The sequence below is a fragment of the Vibrio sp. VP6 genome (assembly GCF_028823755.1).
Classification (GTDB): Bacteria; Pseudomonadota; Gammaproteobacteria; order Enterobacterales; family Vibrionaceae; genus Vibrio; species Vibrio parahaemolyticus.
The window spans coordinates 1-14,453 of record NZ_JAPEID010000012.1 but is presented as its reverse complement, the minus strand read 5'-3'; the positions used below and the strand labels follow the sequence as shown (position 1 = coordinate 14,453).

At 47.3% G+C, this 14,453-nt stretch carries 14 protein-coding genes and 2 pseudogenes; 12 read left to right on the top strand and 4 right to left on the bottom strand.

Going from position 1 to position 14,453, the window contains the following annotated elements; translation table 11 throughout:
- Positions 1-15: 15 nt before the first annotated feature.
- Together nrfD and dsrO are read right to left on the bottom strand one after the other, a co-directional pair.
- Entirely contained in the window at positions 16-1,146 is a 1,131-nt protein-coding gene (gene nrfD / locus OU793_RS09920) for an NrfD/PsrC family molybdoenzyme membrane anchor subunit (protein WP_140309756.1), read from the bottom strand.
- Entirely contained in the window at positions 1,143-1,910 is a 768-nt protein-coding gene (gene dsrO / locus OU793_RS09915) for a sulfate reduction electron transfer complex DsrMKJOP subunit DsrO (protein ID WP_140351587.1), read from the bottom strand. Before dsrO ends, nrfD begins: the two co-directional genes overlap by 4 nt.
- Positions 1,911-2,088: 178 nt before the next feature.
- On the opposite strand from dsrO, the gene OU793_RS09910 reads away from it, so the two are divergent.
- Entirely contained in the window at positions 2,089-3,924 is a 1,836-nt protein-coding gene (locus tag OU793_RS09910; protein ID WP_159404054.1) for a PhnD/SsuA/transferrin family substrate-binding protein, read from the top strand.
- 20 nt (positions 3,925-3,944) lie between these two features.
- Complete coding sequence (locus tag OU793_RS09905) at positions 3,945-4,556, top strand: response regulator transcription factor (RefSeq protein WP_005457930.1); 612 nt, start codon at positions 3,945-3,947, stop codon at positions 4,554-4,556.
- A gap of 19 nt (positions 4,557-4,575) precedes the next feature.
- Here the strand turns inward: OU793_RS09905 and OU793_RS09900 are convergent, their stop codons facing one another.
- A complete protein-coding gene (locus OU793_RS09900; RefSeq protein ID WP_025623342.1) occupies positions 4,576-5,472 on the bottom strand; it encodes a LysR family transcriptional regulator in 897 nt (298 codons plus the stop codon).
- A 140-nt stretch (positions 5,473-5,612) separates the two neighbouring features.
- Here OU793_RS09900 and OU793_RS09895 point away from each other — a divergent pair, with 140 nt between their 5' ends.
- From OU793_RS09895 to OU793_RS09885, 3 genes are all read left to right on the top strand, one after another.
- A complete protein-coding gene (locus OU793_RS09895) occupies positions 5,613-6,011 on the top strand; it encodes a hypothetical protein (protein WP_005494637.1) in 399 nt (132 codons plus the stop codon).
- 61 nt (positions 6,012-6,072) lie between these two features.
- On the top strand, positions 6,073-8,184 hold the full coding sequence (locus tag OU793_RS09890) for a protein-disulfide reductase DsbD (RefSeq protein ID WP_025621811.1): 2,112 nt from the start codon (positions 6,073-6,075) through the stop codon (positions 8,182-8,184).
- A complete protein-coding gene (locus tag OU793_RS09885) occupies positions 8,181-8,696 on the top strand; it encodes a protein disulfide oxidoreductase (protein ID WP_005486384.1) in 516 nt (171 codons plus the stop codon). Before OU793_RS09890 ends, OU793_RS09885 begins: the two co-directional genes overlap by 4 nt.
- 49 nt (positions 8,697-8,745) lie before the next feature.
- Here OU793_RS09885 and OU793_RS09880 read toward each other — a convergent pair whose 3' ends face one another.
- Positions 8,746-9,279: a hypothetical protein gene (locus OU793_RS09880; RefSeq protein WP_140103516.1), complete on the bottom strand. Its 534-nt coding sequence runs from the start codon at positions 9,277-9,279 to the stop codon at positions 8,746-8,748.
- A gap of 315 nt (positions 9,280-9,594) precedes the next feature.
- Between OU793_RS09880 and OU793_RS09875 the strand changes: the two are divergent.
- The 7 genes and pseudogenes from OU793_RS09875 to OU793_RS09845 all read left to right on the top strand — a co-directional run.
- Positions 9,595-9,891, top strand: a pseudogene (locus tag OU793_RS09875) (hypothetical protein); the annotation flags it as partial.
- Positions 9,892-9,916: 25 nt separating this feature from the next.
- Positions 9,917-10,672, top strand: a complete 756-nt coding sequence (locus tag OU793_RS09870; RefSeq protein ID WP_140103517.1) for a class I SAM-dependent methyltransferase — start codon at positions 9,917-9,919, stop codon at positions 10,670-10,672.
- Positions 10,673-10,691: 19 nt separating this feature from the next.
- Positions 10,692-11,117, top strand: a complete 426-nt coding sequence (locus OU793_RS09865) for a GNAT family N-acetyltransferase (protein ID WP_005481688.1) — start codon at positions 10,692-10,694, stop codon at positions 11,115-11,117.
- Between the two features lie 3 nt (positions 11,118-11,120).
- The gene (locus OU793_RS09860) at positions 11,121-11,681 is read left to right on the top strand and encodes a GNAT family N-acetyltransferase (protein WP_140103518.1); all 561 of its coding nucleotides are present in this window, start codon (positions 11,121-11,123) and stop codon (positions 11,679-11,681) included.
- A 227-nt stretch (positions 11,682-11,908) separates the two neighbouring features.
- The gene (locus tag OU793_RS09855) at positions 11,909-13,042 is read left to right on the top strand and encodes an efflux RND transporter periplasmic adaptor subunit (RefSeq protein ID WP_005376722.1); all 1,134 of its coding nucleotides are present in this window, start codon (positions 11,909-11,911) and stop codon (positions 13,040-13,042) included.
- Positions 13,035-14,306, top strand: coding sequence for a TolC family protein (locus OU793_RS09850; RefSeq protein WP_025521065.1), 1,272 nt, complete (start codon positions 13,035-13,037; stop codon positions 14,304-14,306). Before OU793_RS09855 ends, OU793_RS09850 begins: the two co-directional genes overlap by 8 nt.
- Positions 14,303-14,453, top strand: a pseudogene (locus tag OU793_RS09845) (ABC transporter permease); the annotation flags it as partial. The gene OU793_RS09850 and the pseudogene OU793_RS09845, both read left to right, overlap by 4 nt.

The following is a 14,453-nucleotide window of genomic DNA, read 5'->3' as shown; positions in this document are numbered from 1 at the left end:
ATGAAATCCTCTTGATTAGCGTTCAGTTAAGGTGAGTGATGATGCGTTTGCTAAGATATCTTGTTTTGGCTGAACCAGCTCTGAGCCGAGCAGTGCCAGTGTAAGCCATAATCCGAGCATGCCGATAATGCCTATCCAGCCATTTCCATCCATAGTTAGTTGGTATGGATACAGCCCTGCATCGAACTTGGCGATGGTTTGCACTTCCATGATGGTGAACCAGCGAATCAGCCACGCGCTTGCCAGTGCGGCAGCAGACACAAAACCGAGCCCTATGACGTGACGAAATCTGGCTGATGTGGACTTTGGGGTATCGTGCAAGAAGATGAAGGCGAGCAAAACACAACCTAAAACGACAAAAGTGAGCAAGGCAATGTTGTGCATCCATCGTTCGCTAGAATAGAGCGAAAATGTAGAGTTGTTGGAAGCCCAGATAGGTAGGAGAATCAGCGTCAGAACGCCGCTCGTTACCAGTGATTTTTTGAGTAAATTGTTATCACCAGAAGTGAGAGTTTTCGATTGGCTAGGCAGCAGTAACCAAATCAGCAGAGAAAATCCGACAGCGCCCATAAATGCAGTGACAAACCAAAGAATTGGTGACGCGGGTTGGTGCCATAAAGGGCGCGATTGAACGACTGCAATTTCAGCTCCAGTATAAAGGGCGATGGTTAAGCCTGATAACACGGTGATTGCAGATATTGTGAGCATCACTTTGCGAGAAATAGCCCATTCACCAAGCGACAACTTAGATAACAGAGGTAGTACTTTTCCCGGTTGATTTCGCAGTGCGATAAGATCCTGACGCAGATACAGCCATGCTGTCGCAACCGCCAGCGCAGAAAAAACAGGCAGGAACAGCGAGCCTAGAGACATCCATGACCACGGCGTGATGTGCGCGTAAAAATGCCAAGCTCGTCCCGGCTGGTGAAGGTCGCCAGTTAACGCCAACGGGCCTACGATAGCGCCGATGGCCATCGTTAGCACCAGCGCGGCGCGTAACCGATGACTGGTGTGTTGCTCAAATAACAGTGCGATTAGGAACAAAATAGCGGCAGCGTAAGCAGAACCGATGTAAAAGAAGTACTGCACCGCCCACGGGAGCCAAGCCATTGCTTGAGGTTGGACTAACACTTCGGTGATGTTCATGCGCGCTCTCCTTGTGGGTCGTAAATAGCTGGCTGCCCGTCGATGTGGCTGGTGAAGCGTTCATCCATGCCGATGTAAAACACATGCGGCTTGGTCTCTTCATTGGGCTTTAGCACTTTGATGTCGTCTTGGTGCTTCGCAATTAAGCGGCGGACTTCACTTGATGGATCATTCAAATCACCAATCACGCGAGCGCCGCCCACGCAGGTTTCCACACAAGCGGGTAACAAACCTTGTTCTAAGCGGTGTGCACAGAAGGTGCATTTGTCTGCGGTGAGCGTGTCTTCATTGATAAAACGCGCATCGTAAGGGCAGGCTTGTACACAATACGCACACGCTACGCAGCGACGGTTATCCACCATGACGATGCCATCTTCTCGCTGAAAGGTTGCTTGAACGGGACAAACGGCTACGCACGGCGGGTTATCGCAATGATTACAAAGTCGAGGCAGCATAAAAGCCTTCGCTTCTTGTGTGGTTGTGGAACCGTCATCGAGCGTGACTTCGTATTGTTTCACTGTGGTTCGAAACTGACCGATTGGCGCTTGGTTTTCAATGCTGCAACCTACGGTGCACGCTTGGCAGCCGACGCATTTACGTAAATCGATCACCATGGCGTAACGTTTTCCGACTTGTCCTTTTCGGTCGGCGGATTGGTTATTGCGAATAACATTGCCCGCGGTTGCGGTGCCAATACCTGCAATGGGGATCAACGCGGCACCCGCTGTAATGGCGCTAAGAAAGCGACGTTTGGTGGAATCCATAACTCACCTGCTGTTAGTTGAATTTGAACTGACTGATTCCATTGTGAGAAATGCGCTGCGACGTCGATATAGTGGATTTCCACATACCCAGATCAAAGTTGATCTAAAACAAATGTGGTTTACGGAAGGTAGCTGTTATTCTTGCTTCATTATTTTCGGAGGAACGATTCGACTCATCATGAACAAAACGCCACGGTTGCTTCAGTTTTGGATTCTGTGCTTGGCTGTCTTTGCATCTTTAGCTCAGGGCGCTGTTTCTGAACAAGAATATCTGCAAGGAATGCAACAGCAAAAGACGGTGCAGCCAGAAGCCAAGCAGAAAGTCGAAGTGGGCGTGTTAGCGATACGTGGTCACCTTTATGCCGAGCAGAGATGGCAACCGACCATCGATTGGCTCAACCAGCAAATCTCGGACGTGCACTTTGAACTGCATCCGCTCAATTTGGACGAAATGGGGGAGGCGGTGAAGTTTCAGACCATGGACTTCATCTTAACCAACCCAGGTCAGGCTGTGCGCTTGGGCAGACAATATGCGCTGTCATGGATGGCAACATTGACGGGGCGCGCACCGCAAAACTCGAACTATAGCATTGGTTCTGCGCTAGTGGTTCGGGCAAATTCGCCATACCAAACATTAAAAGATGTTTCTGGATTCCCTGTTGCGGCAGTGTCCGAAAAAGCGTTTGGTGGTTATCTGACACTGCGCTATCAAATCGTGGAAATGGGACTCGATCCGAATGACTTTTTTGCGGATGTTCGCTATCTCGGTTTTCCAATTGATGCCAACCTCTACCAACTACGTGACGGCAATGTTGAAGCCGCTGTCGTGCCTGCTTGTCTACTGGAACAGATGCAAAATGAAGGTCTGTTACAGCACGGTGATTTTCGAGTCTTAAACCAACAGCCAAATGAACATTCTTCGTGCGCTGTTTCTACGCCGTTATATCCAAACTGGTCGTTTGCCAAAACAGAACGCGGCTCGTCTCTTCTGGCGAAAAAAATCGCGCAAGTCTTGCTTGCTATGCCGCCAGAGCACCCCGCCATTATTGCCGCTGGCGCGTCAGGCTGGACATCGCCCGTTAGCTTGTTGAGCATCGATAAACTCTATCAGGCGTTGGATTTACATCCATTGCAGCAACCTTGGTGGAGTGAGGCGCTGCGCTGGTTGCGCAGTCATCAAGAATGGGCATGGGCACTGTTCATGTTTGTGATTGTATTGAACGCGTACCACTTTTGGCTTGAGTATCGTTTTAGCAAAAGCAAACAAGCATTAGAACTGACATCGCTAAGGTTGAAAGAGAAAAGCGAGCAGTTAGAACATTCGCAAAGAGTGGCGATTGTCGGGGAAATTGGCAGCAGTCTGGCTCATGAATTAAATCAACCGCTGGCAGCCATTCGTAATTACAGTGAAGGTGGGTTGCTGCGTCTTGCGAAGAAGCGTCCGCATGAAGATATTGTGCCTGTGCTAGAGAAAATACAGGGGCAAGTGGAACGAGCCGATGCCATCATTCAGCGTTTAAGAACGTTGATACGCAGACGCAGTGTTGATAAGACACCATGCGATATTCAAGCCTTGATTGCAGACACCATTGAGCTGCTTCATTTTCGAATGCAAAAGCAGAACGTCGCCATTGTGACCAGCGTTGAAGGAGAGATGCGTCCTCTATTGGCAGACTCCGTGGGCGTTCAGCAGGTTTTGGTTAATGTGATCAACAACGCCATTGATGCGTGTGCTTTGTTTCAGGATAAATACCACTCTTCGGGCTACCAAGGTAAAATTGCCCTGCATTGTGATTACCAAGCTAACCAGCTTTCTATTCGCATATTGGATAACGGCACTGGGTTACAACAAGATAATCCGACCCAAGCTTTTGTGAGCTCTAAAGCTGAAGGGCTTGGGCTGGGGTTAGCCATTTGTCGTGACGTAATGGAAAAGCACGGCGGCGAGTTTCTCATTGCTTCGACCACGCCGCACGGCTGTTTGGTTGAGCTTGTGTTTCATTATCAAAACTAATCGGTATTTAGGAGCAGTTAATGATCAGCAGTGAAAAGCAGCTGCCTGTTTATGTGGTTGACGATGATGAATCGGTACGTGATTCGCTGGCTTTTATGCTGGAGGAGCATGATTTTAACGTGACGACTTTTGCTGATGGTCAATCTTTTCTCGACGAAGTGAACATTCATCAGGCCGGATGCGTGATCCTTGATAGCCGAATGCCTAACCTTCGTGGTCAGCAAGTTCATCAATTTTTGAATGAGGCGCATAGCCCATTAGCGGTGATTTATCTGACCGGTCATGGTGATGTACCGATGGCGGTCGATGCGTTGCAAGCTGGGGCGGTCAACTTTTTCCAAAAACCAGTCAAAGGCGATGAACTGGCTCAAGCAATATTACATGGTCAGATGCAGTCCGCGGCGAGCCTCGATATGGTGGCAGCAAGAGCGGCGTATGAATCACTAACGCCGCGCGAAAAAGATATCTTACGTTTGATCATTGCTGGTAAGCGCAATATTCGAATTGCGGATGAGCTGTGCATTGCAATGAGAACGGTGGAAGTTCATCGAGCCAGCTTACTGAAAAAGTTCTCAGCCAAAACCGTCGCAGAATTGGCCTATATTTATGGCAAGTTGGAGAATCCCATCTAGCGAGAGCTGAGCTGTAAGATTAGGAGCCTTCAAACTTCTGTTTGATGAAATCGATAAAAGTTCGCAGTCGTTTCGGTTGATAGCGATCTCGATGGAATATGGCGGAAAAGGGCACCGACGGGATTTCCCAATCTGGCATCACTTTTATCAGTTGGCCTAGCTCCACTTCTTCTGCACAGTAACTCAGTGGAACACGAATAATGCCGTTGCCGTGCAGCGCGCCCATGACTAACGCTCGTCCATTTTTACAGCGCAAGTTGCCTTTTACGACCACATCGGCGTGGTCATTTGGGTTCTCTGCTTTACGATAGTTCCAACGCGTAACCGAACCAGTCAGAGTTCGATGTTCGGCCAGCTCTTTTGGGTGTTTTGGCATGCCATATTGCTGCACATAGCTCGGGCTTGCGAGCGTGACCATGTCAACCGTCATCAGCTTGCGCGCTACAAACCCTGCATCATCCAATTCCCCCATGCGAAATGCGACATCAAACTGATCTTCAATCAAATCAATACGAGGCGAAGAAAAGTCCAAATCAATGCTGACGTTCGGGTACTGTTGCATAAACTCACACACGTATTTGGCGATGATGTCTTCGCCGATGTAGCCACCCACACAGTTCACTCGAATCACGCCGCGAATCTCTTGAGTATCATCGACGGCGGCAATCAACGCTTGGTCGATGTCTCGCAAAGCTTTTTCACAGTCGTGATAAAAGCGCTCGCCGGCATGAGTCAAACGCAGCGTGCGTGTGGTTCGGTTGAGTAGTGTTACGCCCATTTGCGCTTCAAGTCCGCTGATCTGGCGAGAAACGTGAGATCGAGAAACGGACAGAGCTTCCGCCGCTTTGGTGAAGTTGCCAAGTTGGGCGATCAAAACAAACGAGCGAATGTCGGCGAGATTAACTTTATTGAGCATAATGAGCGTGTTGCAAAAAGCGATGGGTTTAAGGTTATCACAATTATTTACCAATCATATCGGCAAGCAAGGTCGAACGACTTGAGCTTTACGACAACTTGCGTATTATTTTCTGCGTTTCCATCTTTATCTGACTTTTTATGAGCTTATTGATTTCACGACAAGGCACGCCTCAAAAGCGCGCGAAATGGCTGCTAGCAATGATTGGCTGGGTCATCGTCGTGTGTCTGATGCAAAATTCTGGTTTGGTTTCGGCATGCTCGATGAGTGATGACCAAACCTTGGTTTCTGCTTTATCTAGCGATGATGCTCATGTTGTGAAAGCTGATAAAGTCAAAGAGCCGAGTAAGTGTGAACTGTCTGAAAAGTTGATTCAGTTTACCCAGCATCAGCTCGAAGCCTTCATTGTCGTTTTGTTCATTGGCATTGTTTTAGCCGCAGTTTGGCGATGCAGTGCCTTTGTTAACGCGAGGCAATGGACTGAGCCCATCTACGACAAGCATCGAATTCATCTTACCTTTTGTGTGTTCCGAGAATGACAAGTGGTTCTGGGCGAAAACGCCAGCCATTTTCTACACTTGTTATTAATTAGGAATCACTATGAATCACATTACTAAAGCGACTCAACTCGCGTCCATATTCTTTATGGCGTTGGTATTGGGTTTGTTCTCTCTTACTCTCTCGGCGCAAACTACTGACACGGGATGGATGACCAACCCACAGCATCCACCTGTGCAAACGCGTTTTGTTTTGACTGGTCAACAAGATCCGCAAGCAAAAACGCTCACTGGTTATTTGGATGTCAAGTTAACCGGAGACTGGAAAACTTATTGGCGATCGCCGGGCGAGGGTGGTGTTGCGCCGTCGATAGATTGGCAAAACTCGCAAAACCTGAGCAAGGTTGATTGGCAATGGCCGTATCCGCAAAAGTTCGAGTTATTGGGCATTGAGACTCTCGGTTACAAAGGCGACACTTTGTTCCCAATGACGCTGCATATCGACGATATGTCGAAACCCGTCACGATTGATGCAGTACTCACGCTCTCTTCCTGCACCACCATCTGTGTGTTGACGGACTATCAAATTCAACTGACCTTCCTGCCATCTGAGCTGAAAATCGACGAGCAGGTGATGTTCAGTTACGCCCAAGCGGTGAGCAATGTGCCCCAGCCATCGCCGTTTATTGATGTCACTCAAGCAAGTTGGGATGCAAACCAATCGAAGTTGCAAATCAAGCTCATGAACTCCCAAGGTTGGAACCAACCACAAGTGTTGGTGGACGGTGTCGATGAGGCAACGCGAGACTATAGCTTCAAGCTTGAAGGTATGCATCAAGAGGGAAATACCGTTACCGCGAGCTATTTGGTGGATACTTGGTTAGGCGATGTGGAGTTAAGTGATCAGTCGCTGTTTGTGACCATCAAAGACGCCAACTTGTTGGCAGAAGAAACCACTCAAGCAATAGCTGAGGCGATAGTAGAGCCACTGCCGAGCACGTCTGTAGTGAGTATTTTTCTGTTCGCTTTGCTCGGTGGTTTGATTCTCAACATCATGCCTTGCGTTCTTCCGGTTTTGGGGATGAAGCTCAGTAGTATTGTTGCCGCTCAAGGTATCGAGCGTCGTCAAATCCGCGCTCAGTTTGTTGCGTCTTCACTTGGCATCTTAACGTCGTTTTGGATTCTCGCTGGTTTTATTTTGGTGCTCAAGCTAACAGGTAATGCCATTGGTTGGGGCGTTCAGTTCCAAAGTCCTTGGTTTTTAGGATTGATGGTTCTGGTGACAGGTTTGTTTGGCGCCAACATGCTAGGACTGTTTCAAATCCGTCTTTCGTCTGGCACCAGTACATGGCTCGCGTCGAAAGGCGACAACTCGTTAGCTGGACACTATGTGCAAGGGATGTTTGCAACCTTGCTTGCTACGCCGTGTTCTGCGCCTTTCCTAGGAACAGCCGTGGCGTTTGCTTTGGGTGCGGATGTAGTTACGCTGTTTGCAATTTTCACCGCCTTAGCGTTGGGGATGGCGTTGCCTTGGATTATGGTGGCAATTTTCCCAAGCATTGCGCTTAAATTGCCGAAGCCGGGTCAGTGGATGAACGTGGTCAAAAACGTATTTGGTGTGATGATGTTGGCCACCAGCGTTTGGCTACTGTCTTTGATGGCCAATCACCTACCAGTGTTTTGGGTCATTCTCGCCGGTTTAGTCGCGTTTATTGTTCTGATGATTCGCGTTAAACGCATTCATGGCGATAAAGCACTCGTGGTATCCGGCTCTGCATCGCTTATCTTAATCGCTGGCGGGCTGTTACTTGGCAGTGTCACCGCAAATCAATGGGCGACACCGCTTCCTGAGGACTTATCATGGCAGAAGCTTTCTAACTCGGCGATCGAACAGCACGTCAATAATGGGCGAGTGGTGTTTGTGGATGTGACTGCGGATTGGTGTGTCACGTGTAAAGCGAACAAGATCGGCGTGATCTGGCAAGATCCTGTCTACTCATTGCTGCAAAGCCCTAATGTGGCGACGTTAAAAGGGGATTGGACACATCCGGACGGCTCGGTAACGGACTTTTTACGAGCTCATGGGCGTTACGGTGTGCCGTTTAACATTGTCTATGGCCCGGCGGCGCCACAAGGTATCCCGTTACCTGTGATTCTGACTGATGATGTTGTTTTAAGCGCGGTGAAACAAGCGAGTGGGGGAGCCATTCAATGAGTTCGACAAAGCAGCGTAGAACATTCCGATATTGGCTCATTCAAATCGTACAGATGGTGCTCATTGTCACCGCTATTTCTATCGCGATGGATTGGTATCGCACCAAAGATATTCCTAAACAGGAGGCTCCACCATTGAGCTCCGTATTGAGCGATGGTGAATACTTCGATGCAATCGCGCAAAGTCATGAACAACCTGTCGTTGTTTACTTTTGGGCGACTTGGTGTCCCGCTTGTAAATTTGTAAGCCCAAGCGTGAGCTGGCTGAGTGATGACTATGCCGTAGTTGGCGTTTCTGGCTCATCGGGACCGAATGAGCGCGTGGCGCAGTTTATGCAGGCAAAAGAATATCGTTTTGAAAACATAAACGATCCTTCAAGCGATATTATGCGTGAATGGAAAATTAGCGTGACTCCAACCATTTATATTTTAAGAAATGGTGAAGTGACCTCTATTACGACAGGCATCACAACGCCGATAGGAATATTGGCGAGAATTTGGTTGGCTCGATAACGAAATAAAAATCCGATATTCAAAATACTGAATATCGGATTTTTTCTTTTTATTTTCTCGCTCCAACGGGAATCATAATGTGTGCGTATGGCGTGCCTTTCCACATCACGTATGGGCCACCATAACTTGGGTCGGTTGGTAGAGAGTCCAGCAACGCTTGGTCTGGGGTAATAATCATCAAGTGTGGTCCTTCCACAATCCATTGATTATCGTCCGTCATCCCTTCTGCAAATGGGTCGGTGTTACTGGCACCGCCATCACCCGCTAACATGTAAGAAATGCCTAATGCTTTGGCTTGGAAAGGTTTTTTGTTCATCCAAGCGTCTGCCCATTCCATCCAAGGACCATCCATACACATTGGCGCTGTGCCTTCCAATTGAGGTGGCGTTGGGAAGCAAGTGTATTGGCTAGAACCTTTTTGAAGAACGTTATTGTTCCAGTCCATCACCGTTACTTTATCGCGAATAGTCGGTGGCGCTGCACTCAGTGCATCTTCTAAAAGTGCTTTTGAATCATCGGTTGCGATTGCGCCAAAAGCGCAGCTGACCGAAACAACAGCAGTTAAATAAGGAGTTAGTTTCATAAATTAAACCTCAAGTTAATACAACATGAGAATTTGAGCACTTTAATTATAGAGTGATATTAACAATAAGAATCATTATTTAAATGAAAAATAATAAGCGATAGGTTTGTTATGTTAATTTAAATATTGTTTTTATATACAGCGAATAGAATGATGGAAATAAGATTAGCTGAATAATCTAAGACAGATTATCAGGACATATTTTCTCTTTATGCACTTAAAAATCCCATCGGAATTACGGGCTAATACTTTTCAAAATTTCATCTATTTCTACTGGTTAGCGCTGAATAACCAGCCGGTTACGTTTCATAAAAAATTAGCCATTTAATAAGTGCTTAGGTGCGTATTGCGTGTTACATTCGAGCATCGTTCTGGTTATCAAGGAGGAAATGATGGATGTTTCAATACCACGATCCGGATGGACAAGATTTGCCTCGAAATACTTATAGTGGATCGGTCGTGCATACGACATATACCGAAAGTGAAGTTGAACAACTCTGTCAGCAGGCGGGGTTGGAAGTGGTTTCCTTAGAAAATGTGATTGGTTACGTATCTGGTGTTGGTTATGTGTGTCGATACTTGATGCTAGAGCTGAAAAAGTCACACCGCTGAAATAAGTAACAAACAAGGACTGTTTTTGAAAACACAAGATTTAACCGAGTTCGGATCGGGCATTGAATACGATGCCCAATACGAGCAGCATTACCATCACGATATTGCTTTCATCACAAGGTTAATCGAAGAAACCAATGCTCGAAGTGTGTTGGATGTCTGTTGTGGTTCCGGCATTGTCACGATTCCAGTCTCTGAGCAACTCAACGAAGCCATTGGCATTGATATTTCTGGAGGGATGCTCAAACACGCAAAGGACAAAGCCAAAAGCAGGAGTAACTTGCGTTTTCTTCATCTCGACGCAACCCAGTTTTCGTTAGGTAAGAAGTTTGACCTAGCTATAATGACAGGGAATGCATTCCAAGCCTTTTTAAGTGATGAGATGCTAGCAGGTGCACTGAGCTCAATATCAAGACACCTCGAAAAAGGTGGGCGATTTGTCTTCGATACGCGTTTACCAACGCCAGAGAATCTAGAACTGGATCATGAGATGGCGCTATGGCAAACCTATGTTTCTCCAACCTATGGTGAAGTGAATTATTTCGGTATGAAGGCCGAGTATGACTTGCAAACGTCCATCATGTATTTGAACAAAGAGCGCCATTTTGAAAGTGGAACGATTGAGCATTCCAGCATTGATTTAAAATATCGCCCGCTGGAAGACATAGAGGTTTTCCTTGAACAAGCGGGATTCAGAATTATAGAGAAGTACCAATCTTGGTCAGCGCAAGTATTTGAGGCGAATGCCAACTCGCTTGTCTGTGTGGCTGAGAAAATATAAACCAATGTTGAGGGATACAATGCAAGGGTTTCGAATTACTACATTGTTAGATGACATGGATTTAGGCGTTATCTACGAGTTCATTTCAAACAGTTATTGGGGAAAGGGCATTCCAAGAGAACGCCTTGAGAAGTCATTGCGCCATTCGTTCTGTTTCGCGGTTTTGGATGACGAAAATCAACTCGTCGCTTTTGCTCGGTTAATTACCGATCGCACCACGTTTGCGTACCTTGCCGATGTGTTTGTTGTGGAGGCACACCGTGGTAAAGGCATCAGTAAGTGGTTGATCTCAGAAATTGTTGCTCATCCAGAACTACAAGGCTTACGCCGTATGATGCTTGCAACCCGCGATGCTCATGGATTGTACGAACAGTTTGGGTTCACTCCTATTGCTCCAGTAGAAAACTTCATGCAAATCTGGAAACCGAATGTTTATCAGAGCTAAATCATGATGAGAGTTGAATCTCAACAAGTGGCAATCAGACACCTCAAAACAACAGACGCTGCTCCCCTGTTTGAAAACTATTTAGGCGATGAGCAAGCATGCCGCTTCCTCAATCGCCAAGCCCACCAAAATGTTAATCAAACCCTTGAAGCTATCGAAAGATGGCGTGCTCAATATGATCAAAAGTCTCCCAATCTATTAGTCTTCACCATTGAAGAACTTACTTCTCAAACTCCTATAGGCTGTCTGGTGCTGATACCTGAGCAAGACAGCAGTGAAATCCATTTTGGTATTTCTGCTCGCTATCAGGGAAAAGGCTATGCAACCCAAGCCTGCAAACTTGGCGTTGTTTACCTGCAAAGCTTGGGTATAACGCGCATTCGCACTACCCCGCATATTGGCAACCACGCGAGTATTCGTGTGTTGGAGAAATGTGGCTTTATCAGCCAAGGCATTTTAAAAGCGCATGCGGTTTTTCCTGCTTTAGGACGTGAGGCGCAAGACTGTATGGATATGCGATTGAAGGATACAGAACTGCGCCATTTTGCACGTTGTTCAGAATGAAATGGGTGGCGGTTGAAACGAGCGGTTACAGAGCTTGTTAGTCGCCATTGTAGACAGCGTCTTTGCTGAATGATTCGTCGAGATTTTTTAGTCTTTGATTGTCAGAGGCGACTGACAAAACCATACCAACTGTGACAACCAAACCGCTATTAAAGCAGGATATTATTCCTTCAACTTTGTGTTTTAGGAGTAGTCATTAGACTACCCAATAATTGTTGGAATAAATAATGACGAAACGTTGGCTTGTCTCCGCTGTGAGCATCGCGCTGCTCGGCGGTGGTACGTATTTCTATCTCCAATCTGCTGCTCAACCAGAATTGCTGCCAACATTGATTGTGGAAAAAGGCACGATTGAAAAACAAGCGGTGGCTGTTGGTAAAATTGTCCCTGCACACTCCGTGTCTATAAAGTCACAAATCGACGGTATCGTCGGTGAAATTTACGCGAAAGTTGGTGAAAAGGTGAAGCAAGGCCAGCCGCTGATCAAAGTACGACCAAACCCAACTCCCCAAGCATTAACGGATGCATCGGCAGAACTCATGCGTAGCGAAGCCGATCTGGAATCCGCCAAACAAAAACTGTCCAACTTAGAAAGCTTGGTCAAGCAGGACATTATTCCAAGTAACTACGACGAATACGTAAGTGCGCGCTCGGCAGTCAAATCTGCGCAAGCGGATGTATTGCAAAAGCGCCAGAATCTCGAACTCATCCGCAGTGGTGAAGCGTCTATCGGTGATGCGCGTTTAACGTCGACGATCTACGCGCCAATTGATGGCACGGTACTCAACCAGAAAGTTGAGGTCGGAGAGCCGATCATCTCGACTCAATCAAGCCAAGCCGCGACTGAAATGATGTCATTGGCCGACATGAACAGTCTGATTTTTAAAGGTAGCGTCAGTGAGCATGATGCTGCGCAGTTGTCTCCGGGAATGCCCGTTATGTTGACGGTTGCGCCTTATCCTGATGTGGCGATTTCTGGTGTGCTAACCAAAGTGGCGATTCAATCTGAGAACCTTAACTCACCAGAGGGCAATGCTTCTGCAAAAAGTTTTGATAACGGTTTTGAGGTTGAAGTGGGAGAACTCAAGATCCCACAAGATGTGTTGCTTCGTTCTGGTTTTTCATCGACGGCTCAAATCATTCTGAAGAAGTCTGAAAACGTGCTCACTCTACCGGAGCGCGCTCTGCAATTTGATGGTGACGCACCGAATGTTCTGATCCCCGATAGCTCAGAACAAGGGTTTCATAAACAACCTGTGAAACTCGGTCTGTCAGATGGCATCAATGTCGAAGTGCTTGACGGCGTGGAGCTTGATGAAGAGGTTATCGACAACAGCATGATGGGAGCGGCGCATGGTTAAGCTGCAACGATCAAAAATCGCCTTTGTATTGTTGGCTGCCACGCTCAGTTTGCCGACCTACGCAATTTCTATTGAACAAGCTTGGCAACAAGCAAAGCAGAACGATCCTAATTACGAAAAAGCGAAAATCGGCGTCCAGCTTGGCGAGGTTGGCGTACAGAGTAACCGCAGTGCGTTATTGCCGGGCTTAAGTGCCAGTGCGTCAGCGGATTGGAATGAGTCCTCAAGCCATTCCAACAGTTACGGCGCTACCTTAACTCAAACTATTTGGGATAGCAGTTTGTGGTCGGAACTGGATCAAGCGAATGCCAATTATCTCAAAGCACAGTTAGAGCTATCTCAAGCGCATAACGAGCTTGCGCAAAAGTTGCTCACCGCTTACCTAGATGTGGCAAGCGCACAGGGCGACCTCAAATTGGCGCAGTCCAAGCTGGAGGAGGGGAAAGAACTTCTCAACATCATCGAGAAACGCTATCGAGCAGGCAAAGTGAAGTCGGTTGATGTTGAAGAGATGCGAGCGAATCAAGTCTCTGAGCAAGCAAGTATCCTCAATGCAAAAGCCGATCTCGAAGTGAAAAAAGCAGAGCTTGCGGCGTTAATCAATCAAATGCCGGAGAGTGTCGACCAAATTCGAACGGATTCTTTGATTCAGCCGCCGATGCTGGTGGACTCTCAGGAGCAATGGCTAAAGCTGGCGAAAGACAGCAGTCCAGAGCTGTTGGTGGCGGCGCAGATGGTGAAAGCGAGCGAGTTCGCGAAAGATTCAGCTAAAGGTGGATACTACCCGACCGTCAAAGGCAGTGTGGGCTACAGCGATGGTGATAATCGTTCAAACGGCGAGTTTAACGCTGGGATTAGTTTGAGTTTGCCGATTGACCTCAATGGGGCAGTGCGAGCGAAAGTGGACGAAGCATCGTTGAACATTTTAAGTGCCAAGCAAGATATGCGTAGAGTGGAAATTGATATTCAGAAACGAGTTATTCAGCAGTTTACGCAGGTCGATATCAATTGGAATCAAGTTTTAATAGCGAACGAGCTGGTTGAGTCGCGCGCCAGAGTGTTGCAAAGCAAAGAGAAACTTTACGACGCTGGTCTGCTTGAAGTGTCGGAAGTTATCAGTGCACACAACAGCTTGTTTGAGGCGAAAAACAGTCTGCAAACCAACTTGTACAGCTATTGGCGTAAGAGAATCGGCTTACTGCAAACCGCAGGAAAACTCGATGACGATACCATGGCGTTGATCTCTCGGGCTTTTCATTCATGAGCAGCCTGTTGCAACAAACTTGGCAAACGTTGATGGCGCACCGCATGAAGAGTGTGCTAGCCATTATCGCGATTGCTTGGGGCGTGATCTCTGTGGTGGTGTTAATCGCACTTGGCGAAGGCTTTTATCGCCATCAGACCCAGTCGT

Excerpts from the sequence above, each read along its gene's own strand:
- nrfD (WP_140309756.1), bottom strand. The coding sequence starts at position 1,146 with ATGAACATCACCGAAGTGTTAGTCCAACCTCAAGCAATGGCTTGGCTC.
- dsrO (WP_140351587.1), bottom strand. The coding sequence starts at position 1,910 with ATGGATTCCACCAAACGTCGCTTTCTTAGCGCCATTACAGCGGGTGCC.
- OU793_RS09910 (WP_159404054.1), top strand. The coding sequence starts at position 2,089 with ATGAACAAAACGCCACGGTTGCTTCAGTTTTGGATTCTGTGCTTGGCT.
- OU793_RS09905 (WP_005457930.1), top strand. The coding sequence starts at position 3,945 with ATGATCAGCAGTGAAAAGCAGCTGCCTGTTTATGTGGTTGACGATGAT.
- OU793_RS09900 (WP_025623342.1), bottom strand. The coding sequence starts at position 5,472 with ATGCTCAATAAAGTTAATCTCGCCGACATTCGCTCGTTTGTTTTGATC.
- OU793_RS09895 (WP_005494637.1), top strand. The coding sequence starts at position 5,613 with ATGAGCTTATTGATTTCACGACAAGGCACGCCTCAAAAGCGCGCGAAA.
- OU793_RS09890 (WP_025621811.1), top strand. The coding sequence starts at position 6,073 with ATGAATCACATTACTAAAGCGACTCAACTCGCGTCCATATTCTTTATG.
- OU793_RS09885 (WP_005486384.1), top strand. The coding sequence starts at position 8,181 with ATGAGTTCGACAAAGCAGCGTAGAACATTCCGATATTGGCTCATTCAA.
- OU793_RS09880 (WP_140103516.1), bottom strand. The coding sequence starts at position 9,279 with ATGAAACTAACTCCTTATTTAACTGCTGTTGTTTCGGTCAGCTGCGCT.
- OU793_RS09865 (WP_005481688.1), top strand. The coding sequence starts at position 10,692 with ATGCAAGGGTTTCGAATTACTACATTGTTAGATGACATGGATTTAGGC.
- OU793_RS09860 (WP_140103518.1), top strand. The coding sequence starts at position 11,121 with ATGATGAGAGTTGAATCTCAACAAGTGGCAATCAGACACCTCAAAACA.
- OU793_RS09855 (WP_005376722.1), top strand. The coding sequence starts at position 11,909 with ATGACGAAACGTTGGCTTGTCTCCGCTGTGAGCATCGCGCTGCTCGGC.
- OU793_RS09850 (WP_025521065.1), top strand. The coding sequence starts at position 13,035 with ATGGTTAAGCTGCAACGATCAAAAATCGCCTTTGTATTGTTGGCTGCC.